Annotated in this window: 13 protein-coding genes; all 13 read left to right on the top strand. The window is 36.8% G+C overall.

What is annotated here, in order from left to right:
* Positions 1-26: 26 nt before the first annotated feature.
* The 13 genes from MHB49_RS30735 (at position 27) to MHB49_RS30675 (ending at position 16,490) form a co-directional block, all read left to right on the top strand.
* Positions 27-5,075 (top strand): glycoside hydrolase family 99-like domain-containing protein, encoded by a 5,049-nt coding sequence (locus tag MHB49_RS30735; protein ID WP_405154092.1) that lies wholly within the window; start codon positions 27-29, stop codon positions 5,073-5,075.
* Between the two features lie 86 nt (positions 5,076-5,161).
* Positions 5,162-7,177, top strand: coding sequence for a glucosyltransferase domain-containing protein (locus tag MHB49_RS30730; RefSeq protein WP_405154091.1), 2,016 nt, complete (start codon positions 5,162-5,164; stop codon positions 7,175-7,177).
* Between the two features lie 186 nt (positions 7,178-7,363).
* Positions 7,364-8,713, top strand: a complete 1,350-nt coding sequence (locus MHB49_RS30725; RefSeq protein WP_405154090.1) for a hypothetical protein — start codon at positions 7,364-7,366, stop codon at positions 8,711-8,713.
* Positions 8,714-8,843: 130 nt separating this feature from the next.
* The gene (locus tag MHB49_RS30720) at positions 8,844-9,251 is read left to right on the top strand and encodes a sugar 3,4-ketoisomerase (RefSeq protein WP_405154089.1); all 408 of its coding nucleotides are present in this window, start codon (positions 8,844-8,846) and stop codon (positions 9,249-9,251) included.
* Complete coding sequence (locus MHB49_RS30715) at positions 9,248-9,802, top strand: acyltransferase (RefSeq protein WP_405154088.1); 555 nt, start codon at positions 9,248-9,250, stop codon at positions 9,800-9,802. Before MHB49_RS30720 ends, MHB49_RS30715 begins: the two co-directional genes overlap by 4 nt.
* Positions 9,803-9,819: 17 nt before the next feature.
* A complete protein-coding gene (locus tag MHB49_RS30710) occupies positions 9,820-10,926 on the top strand; it encodes a DegT/DnrJ/EryC1/StrS family aminotransferase (RefSeq protein WP_405154087.1) in 1,107 nt (368 codons plus the stop codon).
* The gene (locus MHB49_RS30705) at positions 10,907-11,842 is read left to right on the top strand and encodes a glycosyltransferase family 2 protein (protein WP_405154086.1); all 936 of its coding nucleotides are present in this window, start codon (positions 10,907-10,909) and stop codon (positions 11,840-11,842) included. Before MHB49_RS30710 ends, MHB49_RS30705 begins: the two co-directional genes overlap by 20 nt.
* On the top strand, positions 11,793-12,197 hold the full coding sequence (locus MHB49_RS30700; RefSeq protein WP_405154085.1) for a GtrA family protein: 405 nt from the start codon (positions 11,793-11,795) through the stop codon (positions 12,195-12,197). The genes MHB49_RS30705 and MHB49_RS30700 overlap by 50 nt, the downstream gene beginning before the upstream one ends.
* A gap of 14 nt (positions 12,198-12,211) precedes the next feature.
* A complete protein-coding gene (locus tag MHB49_RS30695; protein WP_405154084.1) occupies positions 12,212-12,955 on the top strand; it encodes a sugar phosphate nucleotidyltransferase in 744 nt (247 codons plus the stop codon).
* A gap of 14 nt (positions 12,956-12,969) precedes the next feature.
* Complete coding sequence (gene rfbC, locus MHB49_RS30690) at positions 12,970-13,530, top strand: dTDP-4-dehydrorhamnose 3,5-epimerase (RefSeq protein ID WP_405154083.1); 561 nt, start codon at positions 12,970-12,972, stop codon at positions 13,528-13,530.
* 18 nt (positions 13,531-13,548) lie between these two features.
* Positions 13,549-14,574: a dTDP-glucose 4,6-dehydratase gene (gene rfbB / locus MHB49_RS30685; RefSeq protein WP_405154082.1), complete on the top strand. Its 1,026-nt coding sequence runs from the start codon at positions 13,549-13,551 to the stop codon at positions 14,572-14,574.
* A complete protein-coding gene (gene rfbD, locus MHB49_RS30680) occupies positions 14,571-15,443 on the top strand; it encodes a dTDP-4-dehydrorhamnose reductase (protein ID WP_405154081.1) in 873 nt (290 codons plus the stop codon). Before rfbB ends, rfbD begins: the two co-directional genes overlap by 4 nt.
* A 108-nt stretch (positions 15,444-15,551) precedes the next feature.
* On the top strand, positions 15,552-16,490 hold the full coding sequence (locus tag MHB49_RS30675) for a glycosyltransferase family 2 protein (protein ID WP_405154080.1): 939 nt from the start codon (positions 15,552-15,554) through the stop codon (positions 16,488-16,490).
* Positions 16,491-16,654: the final 164 nt, after the last annotated feature.

The following is a 16,654-nucleotide window of genomic DNA, read 5'->3' as shown; positions in this document are numbered from 1 at the left end:
AAAGAAATCTAATCGAGGGAGAAAATATGGCTAATTTAAATATGGAATTTTATAAAGGTGAAAATGAATATACAGATGGGATTTCTGTTGAAAATGAAATTTTAGAAATTGTCCGTAATCAAGGTCATGTGAATCATGAGGTGTTAAAAAATGTTAGTTGGCCGATTTTCTATCATCTTTCTCCTTTGAGGGAGAATATTTTGAACTGGTATCCTTTTAAAGAGGGCTGTTCCATATTAGAAGTTGGATCCGGTTGTGGTGCCCTTACTGGGTTGCTATGTGAGAAAGCAAATTATGTTGCTTCAGTAGAACTCACCAAAACGAGAGCGACCATTAATTATGAGCGACATAAACATTGTGACAACCTGGATATTTTTGTTGGGAATTTAGAAAATATAACATTTGAAGGTCGTTTCGACTATATCATTGTAAATGGAGTTTTGGAGTACGCGGGATCCTTTATTTCAGGTACCAGTCCCTATGAAACTTTTCTTAGGAGATTATCAGCCTATTTAAATGATGATGGAAGTATTCTAGTTGGAATTGAGAATCGTTTAGGACTGAAATATTTTTCTGGCGCCAAGGAAGATCATACAGGAGAATTATTTGAGGGTTTAGATGGATACAAAACGGCGGACCGATCTGTAAAAACTTTTTCCAAGAATGAAATTATAAATTTGATGGATAGATCAGGATTGAAAACTGACCAATTTTACTATCCTTTTCCAGACTACAAATTTCCGGATTTTATTTATACGGATGATGGATTTGATAAAATTCCTTTATCTTATGATACTCATAGTTATGATGAAGATAGATATATGTTTTTCGAAGAAGTTCAAATGCAGAACCAACTTATTAATGAGAATGCAAAAGGTATATTTGCTAATTCGTTTTTAATTGTAGCAAGTAAGAGTTCGTCCGTGATGAAAGATGAAAACAATATACTTTTTGTTAAAGTCAATTCAAATAGAGACGATGCATATAAAATTTGTACTGTACTGTATACTGATGGTGATGTACTTAAAGTAAAGAAACGGCCACTTACTATAGAAGCGATCACGCATCTCAAAAATATGGAAAGTCACCACAAACAAATGGATGGACTCAAAAACATGACTTTACTGCCTGTGGAGATCATTGATAAAGATTTGGTCTATGATTTTGTGCAGCTCCCTACGGTCGAAGTTGTCCTTCTGGAAAAGAAAGCTGCGAATGATGTTCTAGGTTTCAAAACATTGTTAACTCAATTTTACCAGATGTTAGACTCTACAACTCATAAGGAAATCAATGATTACTCTAAGGGATTTCATTCAACCTTTGGCCAGCTTAGAGTAGAAGAAGATTTGGAATTTACTAATTTCAAAAATATTGATGTGTTGTTTGATAATGTTTTTTATGATGAGCATCAGAATTTTAAAATTTTCGATTATGAGTGGATCCTCGAATGTAAGTTGCCAGTAAAGTTTATATTCTGGCGCTCAGTTAAAGATTTTTTTGAGAAGTATGGTGAGCAAAAGTGGAGTGTAAGTGACATAGAAGTTTACGATTTTTTTGGGATTTCTAATGAAATGATTGACGTCTTTTACAAATGGGAGGCTCATTTCTCAGAGAATTATGTAAAGATGTTCAACAAAATCCCTTTCCAAAAAGAGACAATTAAGTTCCGTAAAGAAATGGATGTATTTAATGCCAACCATTGTAGTGCCAATTTATATTTGGATACTGGAAGTGGTTTTAATGATAATGAAAAAGAGCATGCGATTTATGATGCCACTTCTGAACGAATAGTCCTGACATTTGATTTGGCTGCCTACTCTAATATAAAGAATATAAGATTCGATCCTGTAGAGGGAAAGTTAAGCGTTTGTGACATTATAAGTGCTAAAGTCAATGGAGAACCTGTTGAGGCAACAGCATACAATAAGTATCCTTTTCATGCCAATGGGGATTTGTTCCTAACTACGGATCCGATGTATTTATTTACGTGTCCTCAATCACAAAGCGTAGTTTTTGAGATCGAATTTGCAATTCGTTTTTTGATTGCTAGTCAAATTAATGATGAAATTGAGAACAGCCTTGAAGTGGGAAAATCCGTGAACAAACAGTTAGAAATTTTCCGAGATGAAAATGAGAAATTGAAGCAAGTTAATCACAATCTAATAAACGAGACAGAGTCTCTGCATACCCGAGTTAGTGATCTTTTGACTCAACAGGTGGTAAAGGATTTAAAATTTGAGGCCATAACACTTGAAAAAAATAAGTTGTCAGATGATTATTATGCTTTAATTAACTCAACAACATGGAAGATAACCAAACCAGTTAGGGTGACCATGGATAAACTAAAGAAGTTCAAAACTAAAACGATAAATCTTAATAGAGAAAGTCTAAAACTATTGAGGAAAACGAAACAAAATATCAAGAGTTATGGATGGAAAAAAACAGTGCACAAGATTCGAACAAAAGGACATGAGTCACTTTCTAATGTTAAAAAATCCAACGAAATAGCGGAGAATATATCCAAAGATTCAACATGGAAAGTAATTGAAAAGTGGATTAATGAAACGCCGCATGAATTCATTGACATTTTCCATGTTCCGATGGGATGGAACACACCATTGTTCCAAAGATTCCAACATTTGTCTATACAAGCTGGAAACGTAGGGGGGATCTCCTTTTACGGAGCACACCCTTTAGTGGACAAGGATATTGAAGTATTCAAATTTATATCGCCAACCTTATGTATAGTGAATCTTGATAACTACGAAATAAAAAAGGGCTTATTTGAATTGTTGGATAGACAGAACTGCATGAGAATAATAAGGCTCCAATCCATTGATTTAGCAACCACAATTGAGGAACTGGAAGTATATCTCAGTAAAGGTTATCACATCGTTTATGAGTACATCGACGAAATTACTCCTCAAATTACAGGTGATATACCTAAGTTTGTAATGGAACGACATCAATATGTTTTGGCGAATGAACAGATAACTGTAGTCGCGACCTCAGATAAATTATATGGTCAAATAGAGCCCTATCGTAATAACAACATGGAAATGATCACAAATGGGGTAGATTTCGAGCATTGGAATATTGATCGGGGCGATATCCCTTGCCCTGCTGACGTTCAGTATATTTTGGATAAGAAAAAAATCATTGTCGGCTATCACGGTGCACTTGCACAGTGGATAGATTATAAGTTGTTAAACAGGATAGCAGATGATAAAAGATTTGAGCTATTACTAATAGGATATGAGCACGATGATTCACTTAAAGAAAGTAGAATACTTCTAAAAGATAACGTTCACTTCATAGGATCGAGACCCTATAGTGAACTTAGCAAATATAGTGCCTTTTATGATATAGCGATATTACCATTTGTGATGAATGATTTAACCAAATCCGTCTCACCTGTAAAAATATTTGAATATATGGCACAGAATAAACCGATTGTAACTTATGCTTTGCCAGAATGCCTAAAGTATAAATCTTGTATTATTTCGTATTCCGAGGATGAGTTTGTAAAAAATTTAGACAAGGCGTTATCTTTACGTTTTGATGAATCATATCTTGCCTTAATGAAAAGTGAAGCCTTGGGAAATACTTGGAAATCAATTATGGAGAAAACTATAGCATTGGTTAATTCTAACCATGTCCCATTAGTTGGTGTTGAACAAGACGTTGCAGTATATCAAAGTACGCCTAAATATGTACAGGAGACTAATTGGTATCGGAACATGAAAAAAGTTTTCTGGAAGACACCGTTTATGTCTAATAGTCTGAAAAGCAAATTCATTTATCGTGTCAAGAGAAAGTTCAAACCTGAATTGTTAAACTATGAGGTGGCTAACAACAAAGATAATACCGAGGATACTGAAATAAGAATGGCCGCAACACCTGAGAATACGTTCCAGTCAGATTATATTTCTCAGATTTTAGGTCTCCCTGAATCAGGAAGGGATTCATATGTTCCGATAACTGACGAATCCTATCAATTTAAAAAAGGTGATCCTAAAATTATTGCGTACTACCTGACACAGTTTCATCCGGATAAACATAATGAGGAGTGGTGGGGGAAAGGAGTAACAGAATGGAATAATGTTTGTAGAGCTGTTCCTCAGTTTGTTGGACATTACCAACCTAGATTGCCAGGAGAACTTGGCTTCTATGATTTAAGGATAAAAGAGAATATGTTAAGACAAATTGAATTAGCGAAAATGTATGGTGTTCACGGGTTTTCATTTTACTATTACTGGTTCGATGGAGAACGATTACTCGAAAAGCCAATTGAAATGTTCCTCTCGGATCAGAGTTTGGATTTTCCTTTTTCTATTTGTTGGGCTAACGAAAATTGGACAAGGCGTTTTGATGGGACAAACACTGATATTCTTATGGAACAGCCGAAAACGGTAGAAAGTTATCAAGAAGTTATGCATGATATGATACGTTTTCTAAAAGATGATCGCTATATTACTGTAGAAAACAAAAAGGTGATTACAGTATATAGACCTTCCCTTATACCTGAGCCCAAAAAAATCATTCAATACTGGAGAAAGTATTGTGCAGACAATGGTGCGGGAGAGCTATACATTATAGGTGTAAAAGAAAATATGGTTGAGATGAATCTGCTAGAAATAGGGTTTGATGCCATATCGGAATTTCATCCAGGAACAGTTTATCAGAATTCGAAAAATATTACGGAAGAGATAAATTATATAAGAAAAGATTTTTCCGGACAGGTGTTTGATTATAGAGACCTAGTAGAGAACCAGAGATACTTTGAGTACAATCTCCCTAAACTCTATCGGGCTGTTATGCCTATGTGGGACAATACTGCTAGGAGAAATAATAAAGGCATGATTTATCATGGCGCAACACCAGACTTATATAAAAGATGGCTCAAAGATGTTATAAATGAAGGGGCCAATAGAACTGACATCGAAGAACGAATGGTGTTCATCAACGCTTGGAATGAATGGGGAGAAGGGGCATACCTTGAGCCGGACAAAAAATATGGATACGCCTATTTACAGGCCACGAAGGAAGCGGTGGAGGAAACCAGAGGAGAATAAATCTCCTTTGGCTTCCTTGTATCTACTAAATTCATCGGAATGTGAAAATATTTATAGAATTGAATTGACAATGTTAGGAGTATGCTATGTTTGACTTGAAAGGGTTTAAAGCAGATGTTGCATTGGATTTTAAATGCTTCAAAGAATACGTTAAACAAAATTATTTTTTATTTTTTGTTGGCTTAATTCTAATTGGTATAGCCTATGGCATTCCTTTAACCCAATATACACTATCTATTGATGAAGAAAAGGCAATGTTCTCGACAACTGTAGATAAAGATTGGGGAGAACAAGGTAGATTTGGAATTGTACTGTTAAAGATGATATTTTTTAATTGGCACTCTAATTCAATAACAAGTACATTCCTTGCTATTGTATGTTTATTTTTTAGTAGTATTTTAGGCGCATTTATTTTTAGCTTTTTTTCTAATGAAACCCGAATTAATAGAAAAAATAGTTTAGGTTTTATTTTTATATTTTTGTTTATAACGTTTCCGTTTCATTCTGAAAATATCGGCTTCGCTATGATGAGTTTTGAGCTGTATGTAGGATGGATATTAGTTTTACTTTCACTTTTCTTTATTTGTTCAACAATCCTAATGAGAAAGAGTAATATATATTTTGTCTTAGGTGTTGTGTTGTTGACTTTTTCCATTTCAATTTACCAGTCATTTTTGTTTGTTTATGTAGGCGGAGTTTTCAGTGCAACATTTTTGTTTTTACTGAGTAGTGAGATGAATGCTATTAAACAGAATAATTTATTTTACGTATACTTAAAATATTTCTTTGGTGTAGTATTGGCTTACGGTCTTTACTTTTTTATAAATTTTATAGTGGAGCTATATTATCCTTCTACGGGTTATGTAGACAATTTTGTGGCTTGGGGTAAGTCTGATTTCAAGGAGATCGTTGGCAATCTATTGGCATATTTTTCAGGGATCTTCCTTGGAACGGCTCACGGTGGCATTATCATCACGATTTCGTATTTTATTGGTCTGATTGTTTGCATTTTACTTTTGATATCTTTATTACGCAATAGATATATGATTAGCACTTTTATTACTTTTGTCGGATTCCTTTTTACACCACTTCTCATGCCTATACTTCTTGGGAGTGCAGTTCCAATACGTACGAGTTTAACGTGGGCATTAGTTATCCCCGTGATCTGGATGGGATTAAATATTCTCATAAAAAGTAAATATTTAAAAGTTATTGTTTTTCTGGTTTTGATTACTCTTGCCGTATCTCAAGCGCTGGCACTTTCCAGGCTTTTTTATGGAGATTATATGAGGTATCAAAATGACGTCAGACTGGCGAATCAAATTGGAACAGTAATATCCAATCTAAATCAAGGAGAAGATCCTTCTTTACCGGTGCTCTTCGTGGGTAAATATCCTCAAAAACAAGATGAAAATGTTATTAAGCAAGAGGTTTTAGGATATTCTTTTTTTGAATGGGACGGTTCAGAAACAAAAAGAATTCGATTATTCATGAAATCTCTAGGTTATGATTATATTTCGCCAACAGAAGAGCAAAGAATAATCGGCAATGAATATGCTATACATATGCCTGCTTGGCCATATAAAGGATCGGTATCCATAAAAGATGATATTATTATCGTAAACCTTTCGGAAAATATGGAAAAATATAATTTAGGTATTATCCATGAGAGCGACAAAGTTCGATCTGCACTATCTGGATCTCAAGTTATCTATAATTTATTTAGAGAGCGAAAAGAAGTGGGTGTATTCGATATGAATCTTTTAAAGGACGATGTCAGCTTTGTGTCTTACAAAGCAGGGTCATATGATCCTCAAGTATCCTTTACTTTAGGTCAACCGTTGGAATCAACAGATTATGATTTTATAGAGATGGATTTTGAAAGCGATGTTGAAGGGGAGGGGTATATATTTTTGGCTCAACAAAATGAACAGTATTCAGGGAAATATAGTGGTAAGGTGGTCATTAAGAAGGGGGGGAATAAAATTCTTGTTAAGAAAAATGTATTGATGAAAAATGTCGCTTCTTTACGAATAGATCCACCTAATAATTCTAAATTCACCATTAGAGAAATTAGTTTTTTGATTAATAAGAATAAGTGATACTAGTCTCTTTCAACTTACTCCTATTCGGTTTACTTTGAGTAGCAGAAGTTAAAGTTAGAATAGTGCTCAGTTGTTGGATAGTTAATTACAATTTGAGTTGTTGATTTCAAACACTATGTTTCGTGTAGAGCCTTAAGAATGTTAAATTAAATTTTGATACGACTTTGGGAGGATTAAACGCAAGTGATTATTATCAAGAAGTGGAAGATCGGAATTATTCTTTTTTTCTCCGTAGCAATGTTTATTTATTACTTAAAAGCAAACTATAATATTAATTATTATGATGAATCCGGCTATATTCATCTGAGTAGAGGAATACTTGATAATGGACTGTTTAGTATGGTTAATGATTTAAGAACCTATTTATATCCACTCATTATCGCAATAATTAGTGTTTTCACTGATGGTGATATTTATGTGATTAAAATCGTAGTTAGTATTTTGCAGTATTTGCTATATTGTTACACCGTCATTAAGTTAGCAAAACATTCTGAAAACTATTTTAAGAGCAAATTAGTTTACTATTCAATCCTTTTATTTGGTTTGTTAAATCCATATCTTATTCATGCAACTACTTTGTTATTAACCGATATAACAGCTTCATGCTGTGCTCTATTAGCTTTGATCTCGTTGATGTTCGGTGACTTCAGAAAAAATAGAACCTATTTTATGATATTTGGATTTGTTTATGCAAGTGTAATGATTCGCCCTGCATCCATAATTTTCGTCCCAATCGTTATATTCTTATTATGTGTTAAAAATTATATGTTTAAAGATGTCCGAATGAAGATCAGTATAATAAGTCTTTTATCACTGTCTATTATATTCTTCCCCCAATTATATAATAATGTTAAAACTTATAATGATTGGACGCCTCTATTGCATGCCGATTTATATGAGTTTCAAAGTAATCTTGCGGCTTCAAATTTAAAATATGGGACCGTGGTTATTCCAGGTGAAAAGGCACAACTTTTTTTCAAGTCACCCTTTGTGGAAGGCACTGAAAGTGGGAGCATATATAGTTTGATATTTACTAATTTTTTTGCTTTTGTCATGACGTATTTCTCGCATCTGTTTGGCGTTTTGGATTGGGGATATATTCAGACCTATATATCTAATTTTTATCCTCCTAGTAGGATTCTAGGATCATTGTTTTTGTATATATTTTGGTTATTAGGTTTTCTCGGACTTGTTTTATTTCTGCAGAGATGTGTAAAAGGGAAAGAGGAAAAAAAAGGGGTGTTTATTGGTATCACCTTATTATCCTCTTTTATGATTTACTGGGCTTTTCTGGGGACGACCATTATAGAGTCAAGATTTGGCTACCCATTATATTTATTAATGATGTTTTTCGCTGCATTCGGGGTCAAAAGATTCGAAGTGTATGTTAAAAATAATGGTGCTGTAAACTTAAAAAGATTATCTATGATTTTAATAGCTGGTGTAATATTTATTTTGAGTATTTTTTATGTTTCTTTTCTACTGGACTATCAGACGGGGAGGATTAATTGGTTTCATTGGTTTGGATTGTGAAAAGTAAGTATCGAATTAGTTGTTAAAGTCGTTATAAAGGATGAAATGTTTTTATAGTGATGCTAGTTAGGCTTTGTAACGGAATATAGATTAGATTTTCAAATACTAAATTAATACGGAGTGGATGTGTATGTTGGCTAGCCATAGTAAAATTGTGGAGATAAGTGAGTTCGGTGATGAAAGAGGATTTTTAGCTGTGTTAGAACAAAATAAGTGGTTACCATTTGAAATTAATCGCGTTTTTTATATTTATAAGACGTTACATGGGGTGCGCAGAGGATTTCATGCACACTATAAAACACGACAGGCATTAGTATGTGTGTCAGGCTCGTGTAAAGTATACTTGGACAATACAATCAGAAAAACAGACGTGTTGCTGGATTCTCCCACTAAGATTCTTATACTCGAACCTAATGATTGGCATGAAATGTATGATTTCTCAGACGATTGTGTACTTTTAGTTTTGGCTTCACATTTGTATGATTCTGAGGATTATATTCGAGATTATAATCGGTTTTTGGAGGTGTATGGTGGTTGAATAAATATTTCGTTCATTCTCAGGCTATTGTTGAAACCAAAGATATCGGTGCCGATTCGCGGATATGGGCATTTGCTCATGTTTTGCCCAAAGCTAAGATTGGTTCTAATTGTAATATTAACGACCATACTTTTATTGAAAATGATGTAACTATAGGAAATAATGTTACGGTAAAATCAGGAGTTTATATTTGGGATGGAGTTACTATACAGGACAACGTTTTTATAGGACCTAATGTAACTTTCACTAATGATCTTAGACCTCGATCTAAACAGTACCCGCCCGAATTTCTTCAAACAATTCTTGAGGAATGGGCATCTATAGGAGCAAACTCTACTATAATAGCTGGAAATACTGTTGGTAAGTATGCCATGGTTGGAGCTGGTTCTGTTGTTACAAAAAATATTCCTAATAATACTTTATGGTATGGAAATCCAGCAGTGTTCAGAAGTTATATTTGTAATTGTGGAGAAAAATTAAACAAAATATTGAAATGTTCAGAATGTCAAAAGAAGTACTCTTTGGAAGATGGCTTCATTGTAGAAGATTAAAATTCTATAGAAAATAGGTGGCAAAGTTGATTCCTTTTTTGGACCTTAAAAAAATTAATTTGCGGCACGAAGAAGCCATTTTGGACGGAGTACATAAAGTTCTTCATTCAGGTTGGTACATTTTAGGCAATAACGTGACAGTTTTTGAGAGTAAGTTTGCTGAATATTGTGGTACTCAATATTGTGTAGGTGTTGCCAATGGCTTGGATGCTCTTGAACTTATTATTCATGCTTACAACATTGGACCTGGTGATGAGGTGATCGTGCCTTCCAATACCTACATTGCTTCTATATTATCAATTTCCGCCACCGGCGCTACTCCCATTTTAGTAGAGCCTGACTTGCTAACGTACAATCTGGATCCCTCTAAAATAGAAGAACATATCACTTCAAAAACAAAAGCAATTTTAGTAGTTCATTTGTATGGACAATCCTGTGATATGAATCCTATTCGAGAAATTGCAAATCGTTATGAATTGAAAATTATAGAAGATTGTGCCCAGGCACACGGAGCAATGTATAACGATCAAAGGGTTGGAAATCTCGGAGATGCAGCTGCCTTTAGTTTTTATCCAGGTAAAAATTTAGGCGCGCTTGGGGATGGTGGAGCAATCACAACAAATGATGGGACTTTGTTTAATAAACTAAACGCTCTTCGGAATTATGGTTCTCATAAAAAATATGAAAATTTATATAAGGGATACAACAGCAGACTGGATGAGATTCAAGCTCCCATCTTGAGTGAAAAATTAAAATGGCTTGATCAGGATAATGAACGTAGGAGAGAAATTTCTTTATATTACCTAAATAATATTACTAACTCAAGCATTGCTCTACCTACTGTACAGTCTGGTCCTGAATCTCATGTGTGGCATCTTTTTGTAATTCGCGTAAACCATCGGAATCACTTTATAGAATACATGAACAGGAATAATGTACAGACTATGATTCATTATCCGATTCCTCCTCATAAGCAGGAAGCCTATAAGGAATGGAACGATCTTGTATTCCCTATATCTGAGAGAATACATGCTGAAGTGGTTAGTCTTCCCATCAGTCCAGTTATGGAAATGGAGGATATCAAGAGAGTTGTGGAGGTTGTAAATGAGTACAGAACGAATTAAATTCTCTATTGTTGTGCCCATTTACTACAATGAGTTAAATATTCCCTTCACTATACCGCGACTGCAAAAACTGCAAAATCTTATGCCTGAGTGTGATTTGGAATTTGTATTTGTTGATGATGGGTCAAAAGATAAATCTTTGGAGTTACTGCTTGAAGCGAGGAAGCAAGATTCAAGAATTAAAGTGATAAAACTTAGTCGTAACTTTGGCTCCATGTCGGCTATTCAAGCCGGACTTAAATATACAACTGGAGAATGTGTTGGGGTTATTGCGGCTGATTTGCAAGATCCACCTGAGATGTTTAGGGAAATGCTGGATTACTGGAAAACAGGTAAAAAGATTGTGCTTGGAACTAGAGCGGATCGGGAAGAATCGTTTTCTCAGAAGTTATTTTCAAATACGTATTATTACTTTCTGGAGAAACTTGCCTTAAAGGATTATCCGAAAGGTGGATTTGATTTTTTATTAATTGATCGGCAGGTTGTTCAGGAAATTCTTCACATTGAAGAGAAAAACACAAATGTGATGAGCCTGATTTTCTGGCTGGGGCATGATCAAGCTCAAATTCCCTATATTAGACAAGAGCGGAAATTAGGTAAATCAAGATGGACGCTTGCGAAAAAAGTAAAGTTATTTGTAGACTCATTTGTAAGCTTTTCTTATGCGCCTATCCGTTTTATGTCTATGATAGGATTTTCTACGGCCATACTTAGCATATTATATGGCGTTTTTGTAGTAATAAGTACGTTATTTGGAATCATTGAATTACAAGGATGGACCACAATTATTGCATTAATCACTTTTTTGCTAGGTATCATAATGGTAATGCTAGGGATTATTGGAGAATACCTTTGGAGGATTCTGGATGAAAGCAGGAAACGGCCTTCCTATGTTATTGACGAAAAATTTGAATAAGGAATTTCTGAAATTTGTGATCAGTGGAGGAATAAATACGTTGGTCACATACCTGATGTATTTACTTTTGCTTCTGTTCTTTAATTATTCCTTATCTTACTCCGTATCTTATGCAATAGGCATATTTTTATCCTATTATCTGAACTCGGTATTTGTTTTTAAAGAAAAAGTATCATTCATTAAATTCCTTAAATTCCCAATTGTTTATTTGGTACAATACCTAGTCAATTTACTGCTTCTCTATATTTTAGTTGAGTACTTGCAATTATATGTTCAAATCGTGCCTTTAGTTGCCATGATCATTACAGTTCCGATCACCTTTCTCTTAACCAAAACGATTATAAAAAGCAAATAATGGAGGCTATACTTATGAAAGGTATAATTCTAGCAGGCGGTACAGGCTCACGTTTGTATCCCTTGACTAAAGTTACCAATAAACATCTTCTCCCTGTAGGGAAGTATCCTATGATTTTCCATTCTGTATACAAGCTTAAGCGAGCAGGTATAAAAGATATCTTGATCGTTACAGGGAAAGAACATATGGGAGATGTAGTCAACTTGCTTGGAAGTGGAAGTGACATGGGTGTTACTTTCACATATAAAGTGCAGGATGAGGCGGGTGGGATCGCACAAGCTCTTGATCTTGCTGAACATTTTGTAGGTGAAGACCAAATGGTGGTCATTTTGGGGGATAACGTATTTTCTGATGATATTGCCCCCTATGTTGAGAATTTTCGAATTCAAGGCACCGGGGCCAAAATACTAATTCAAAAAGTATCCGACCCCCAACGATTTGGAGTCCCCGAGATCGAAGGTTCACGTATTATATCGATCGAAGAGAAGCCGCAACAGCCTAAAAGCAATTATGCTGTAACTGGAATATATATGTTTGATAGCCAGGTATTTGATATTATTAAAACATTGAGACCATCGGCACGAGGAGAACTTGAAATAACAGATGTGAACAATGCATATATTCAAAATGAGCAGCTGACTTTTGATATATTGCAAGGCTGGTGGACAGATGCAGGGACTCATGCTTCTCTAGCCAGAGCAAACGAGCTATCTCAAGGGATTGTTTTTGGAGAAGAGTTTGGAAAATTAAAACTATAAAGGGGAGCTCAGTGATGAAAGTGACTTCCTCAAAGTTACAGGGGGCTGTTCTGCTCGAACCGGTGGTTCACGGAGATCACCGGGGTTTTTTTATGGAAAGCTACAACGACCAGCTTATGAAGAAGCACGGACTCCATTCTCATTTCATTCAGGATAACCAATCTTTGTCTGCCCAGCCGGGCGTATTGCGAGGTTTGCATTATCAACTCAGTCCTAAATCGCAAACGAAGCTGATTCGTGTCATATCCGGTGCAATCTATGATGTCATCGTAGACATTCGCCATAGCTCACCAACTTTTGGTGAATGGGAGGGCTTCATCCTAAGTGAGCACAATCACCGTCAGCTGCTGGTACCTAAAGGATTCGCCCACGGCTTTTGTACGTTGGTCCCGAACACCCAAGTCTTGTACAAAGTAGACGAATACTATTCCCCGGAGAACGATCGAGGCATATTATGGAGTGACTCGGCACTTGGAATTGACTGGCCCACATCGAATCCGACCTTATCAGATAAGGACCAAAGGCACCCGCTGCTGAAGGATGCGGAAATCAATTTCAATTTTGAAGTGAAGTAATTAGGAGGTTTCCAACATATGAAACTGCTCGTTACCGGCGGTGCCGGATTTATTGGAAGTAACTTTGTTATGTATATGCTTGAGCAGTACCCAGACTATGAGATTATCAACGTAGATGCCCTCACGTATGCGGGCAATCTGGAGAACTTGAAGTCGCTTGAAGACAACAAAAGGCATACCTTCGTCAAAGCAGATATCACTGATGCCAAGGAGATGGAACGCTTGATCGGTCAGGGTGTGGATGTGGTGGTTAACTTTGCTGCCGAATCTCATGTGGATCGTAGTATCCTGGAACCGGATGTGTTTGTGAGAACGAACGTCAATGGTACTCAGGTATTACTTGATGCTTCCAAGAAGCATAATGTGACCAAGTTTGTTCAAGTTTCAACGGATGAGGTGTACGGCTCTCTTGGACCTACAGGATTGTTTACGGAAGAGACCCCACTTCAGCCCAATAGCCCGTACTCCGCCTCCAAGGCTGGAGGAGATTTATTGGTACGTGCTTATCACGAAACCTTTGGTCTTCCTGTAAATATTACACGCTGTTCCAACAACTATGGACCGTTCCAGTTCCCGGAAAAACTTATTCCACTCATGATCTCACGTGCGTTGAATGATGAAGCTCTCCCTGTATATGGAGACGGGCTGAACATTCGAGATTGGCTATATGTAGAGGATCATTGCAGTGCGATTGATCTGGTTATTCACCAGGGACGCAATGGCGAGGTGTATAATATTGGTGGCAATAACGAACGAACCAACGTACACATTGTCCAAACCATCTTGGAGCAGCTTGGTAAACCCGAATCTCTGATCCAATACGTACAGGATCGACCTGGACATGATCGCAGATATGGTATCGACCCAACCAAAACGATGACCGAACTCGGCTGGAAGCCCAAGCATAACTTTGAGACGGGAATTAAGGAAACCATCCAGTGGTATCTCGATAATAAGGAATGGTGGACGCGTATCCAATCGGGCGACTATCAGGATTACTATGAGAAGCAATACGGTTCTCGTTTGGGAGACACAAAGGCATGAAGGTCCTTGTGACTGGATCCAACGGACAGCTGGGGCGCGATGTGGTGCTTCTTTTGGAAAAAGAGGGGCATTCCGTTCTGGCTTGTGCTCGCGATGAATTGGACATTACGGATCAGCATGAATGCAACAATGTTATATCGACATATCATCCAGAGGTGGTCATCCATTGTGCGGCTTATACCGCGGTGGATGCCGCCGAGACGGATGTAGACGGAGCATATCAAGTCAATGCCACAGGAACTCGAAATATTGCAGTAGCTGCTGAGCAGACTGGAGCCAAGCTCATCTATATCAGTACGGATTATGTATTCGACGGTACCTCCGAAGTACCTTACCAGGAATATGATAACACCAATCCGCAAAGTATCTATGGCAAATCCAAGCGCGCCGGAGAGGTGCTGGTACAATCGTTATCTTCACGATGGTTTATTGTCCGCACTTCGTGGGTGTATGGCGTTTACGGAAATAATTTTGTTAAAACCATGTTGAAACTTGGTCAGGAGAAACCCAAGCTTCAAGTTGTACACGACCAGAAGGGATCACCTACGTATACAGTTGATTTGGCCCATTTTTTGCTTGAATTAATGAGTACAGAAAAATACGGCGTCTACCACGCTTCCAACAGTGGGGCATGTACATGGTATGAGTTTACTCAAGCCATTTTTGAAGAGGCTCAGTTATTACCTGGTTTCCATATTCAAGCTGAAGTTGATCCTTGTGCTACAGATCAGTTTCCTCGTCCTGCCCCGCGCCCACAAAACTCAGTGATGGAGCATCTGTCAATCCGTACCAATCGTTTAAAAGACCTTAGACCTTGGCGAGAAGGATTGCGCGATTTCTTGAAAGAAATACACATAGAGCAGAATTGAGTATTTTAAATCTCCCGCCCAGTAACTTATGAGCGGGAGATTTCGTTTATAATAGAGAAAATCTCTATTAGGAGAAAGACGTAACCCTATTTAACAAAGAGGTGCGATGTGAAACAACCCAAGGTATTAATTATGATGTCCACCTACAATGGTGAGGACTATATCAATGAGCAGATGGACAGCTTGATGGCCCAAGTAAATGTGGAGACTCAAATTTATATAAGAGACGACGGCTCTACAGACGGTACAATAGAGAAGTTGACACCATATATTGAAGCATACCCGGACCGGATTCATATTCGTTCGGAGCAGAATCTGGGGGTCATTCGCAGTTTCTTTGAATTGATGCGTTCTTCACCATCCACGTTTGACTATTACGCTTTTTGCGATCAGGATGATGTGTGGGAACGAGATAAGCTCATTCGAGCAGTTACATTCCTTCAGACCAGAAGTGTAGCAATTCCATTACTCTATTGTTCTTCAACGCAGATGGTGGACCAGCACTTAAACGCTATTGGTGTATGGCCTAAGGTTCCTCAAAAACCACTTGAACTACACAATGCATTAGTGGAAAATTCGTGTGTTGGGTGTACGATGGTTATGAATAACAGTACGTTTAACCAAGTCAGAGCCAGTTTGCCGTCCGAAGTAAATCAGGTGATTATGCACGATTGGTGGATTTATCTGTATGTTACTTCATTCGGTGAAGTGCTCTTTGATGGACAACCAGGTATAAAGTATCGGCAGCATCAAGGTAATGTACTTGGTGGGGGGCGTGACGGATGGATTCAGAAATGGCGTAAGCGTTTGAATCGATTCGTGAACGGGAACAACCATTATATTTTAAGTAGTCAGGCTAGGTTATTTCTTGCTATGTATGAAGATCGCCTAACCCATACACAAATTGAAGAAATGAGAAACTTGCTTCATATCTTAGAAAAAAGAGTTATTCATAGAACCTGGTATGCGTTTAAGACACCCTTTTACAGACAGTCTTTTCTGGATAATATTGTTCTGAAATTTGTTATTATTGCAGGCAAACTCTAAAAAATGCATGCATTGCGATCTGCTTCCTCCATCCAAAATATGCTATACTCACGTTAAGTGGGTAATAGCCATGATAGGTGTATCATCATAACCTATTTTATTAATTCAAGATCGATTTATTATATAAAGCACTACAAGTCAGGAGTTTTACAAATGACCCGAGT

Origin of the sequence: Paenibacillus sp. FSL K6-0108, assembly GCF_045040695.1 — a bacterium.
GTDB classification, from domain to species: Bacteria; Bacillota; Bacilli; order Paenibacillales; family Paenibacillaceae; genus Paenibacillus; species Paenibacillus pabuli_B.
This window is presented reverse-complemented; position numbering and strand designations above follow the sequence as displayed.

Bases quoted from the DNA above. Each gene is read 5' to 3' on its own strand.
- MHB49_RS30695 (WP_405154084.1), top strand. From the start codon at position 12,212: ATGAAAGGTATAATTCTAGCAGGCGGTACAGGCTCACGTTTGTATCCC.
- rfbD (WP_405154081.1), top strand. From the start codon at position 14,571: ATGAAGGTCCTTGTGACTGGATCCAACGGACAGCTGGGGCGCGATGTG.
- rfbC (WP_405154083.1), top strand. From the start codon at position 12,970: ATGAAAGTGACTTCCTCAAAGTTACAGGGGGCTGTTCTGCTCGAACCG.
- MHB49_RS30720 (WP_405154089.1), top strand. From the start codon at position 8,844: ATGTTGGCTAGCCATAGTAAAATTGTGGAGATAAGTGAGTTCGGTGAT.
- MHB49_RS30705 (WP_405154086.1), top strand. From the start codon at position 10,907: ATGAGTACAGAACGAATTAAATTCTCTATTGTTGTGCCCATTTACTAC.
- MHB49_RS30730 (WP_405154091.1), top strand. From the start codon at position 5,162: ATGTTTGACTTGAAAGGGTTTAAAGCAGATGTTGCATTGGATTTTAAA.
- MHB49_RS30735 (WP_405154092.1), top strand. From the start codon at position 27: ATGGCTAATTTAAATATGGAATTTTATAAAGGTGAAAATGAATATACA.
- MHB49_RS30700 (WP_405154085.1), top strand. From the start codon at position 11,793: ATGAAAGCAGGAAACGGCCTTCCTATGTTATTGACGAAAAATTTGAAT.
- rfbB (WP_405154082.1), top strand. From the start codon at position 13,549: ATGAAACTGCTCGTTACCGGCGGTGCCGGATTTATTGGAAGTAACTTT.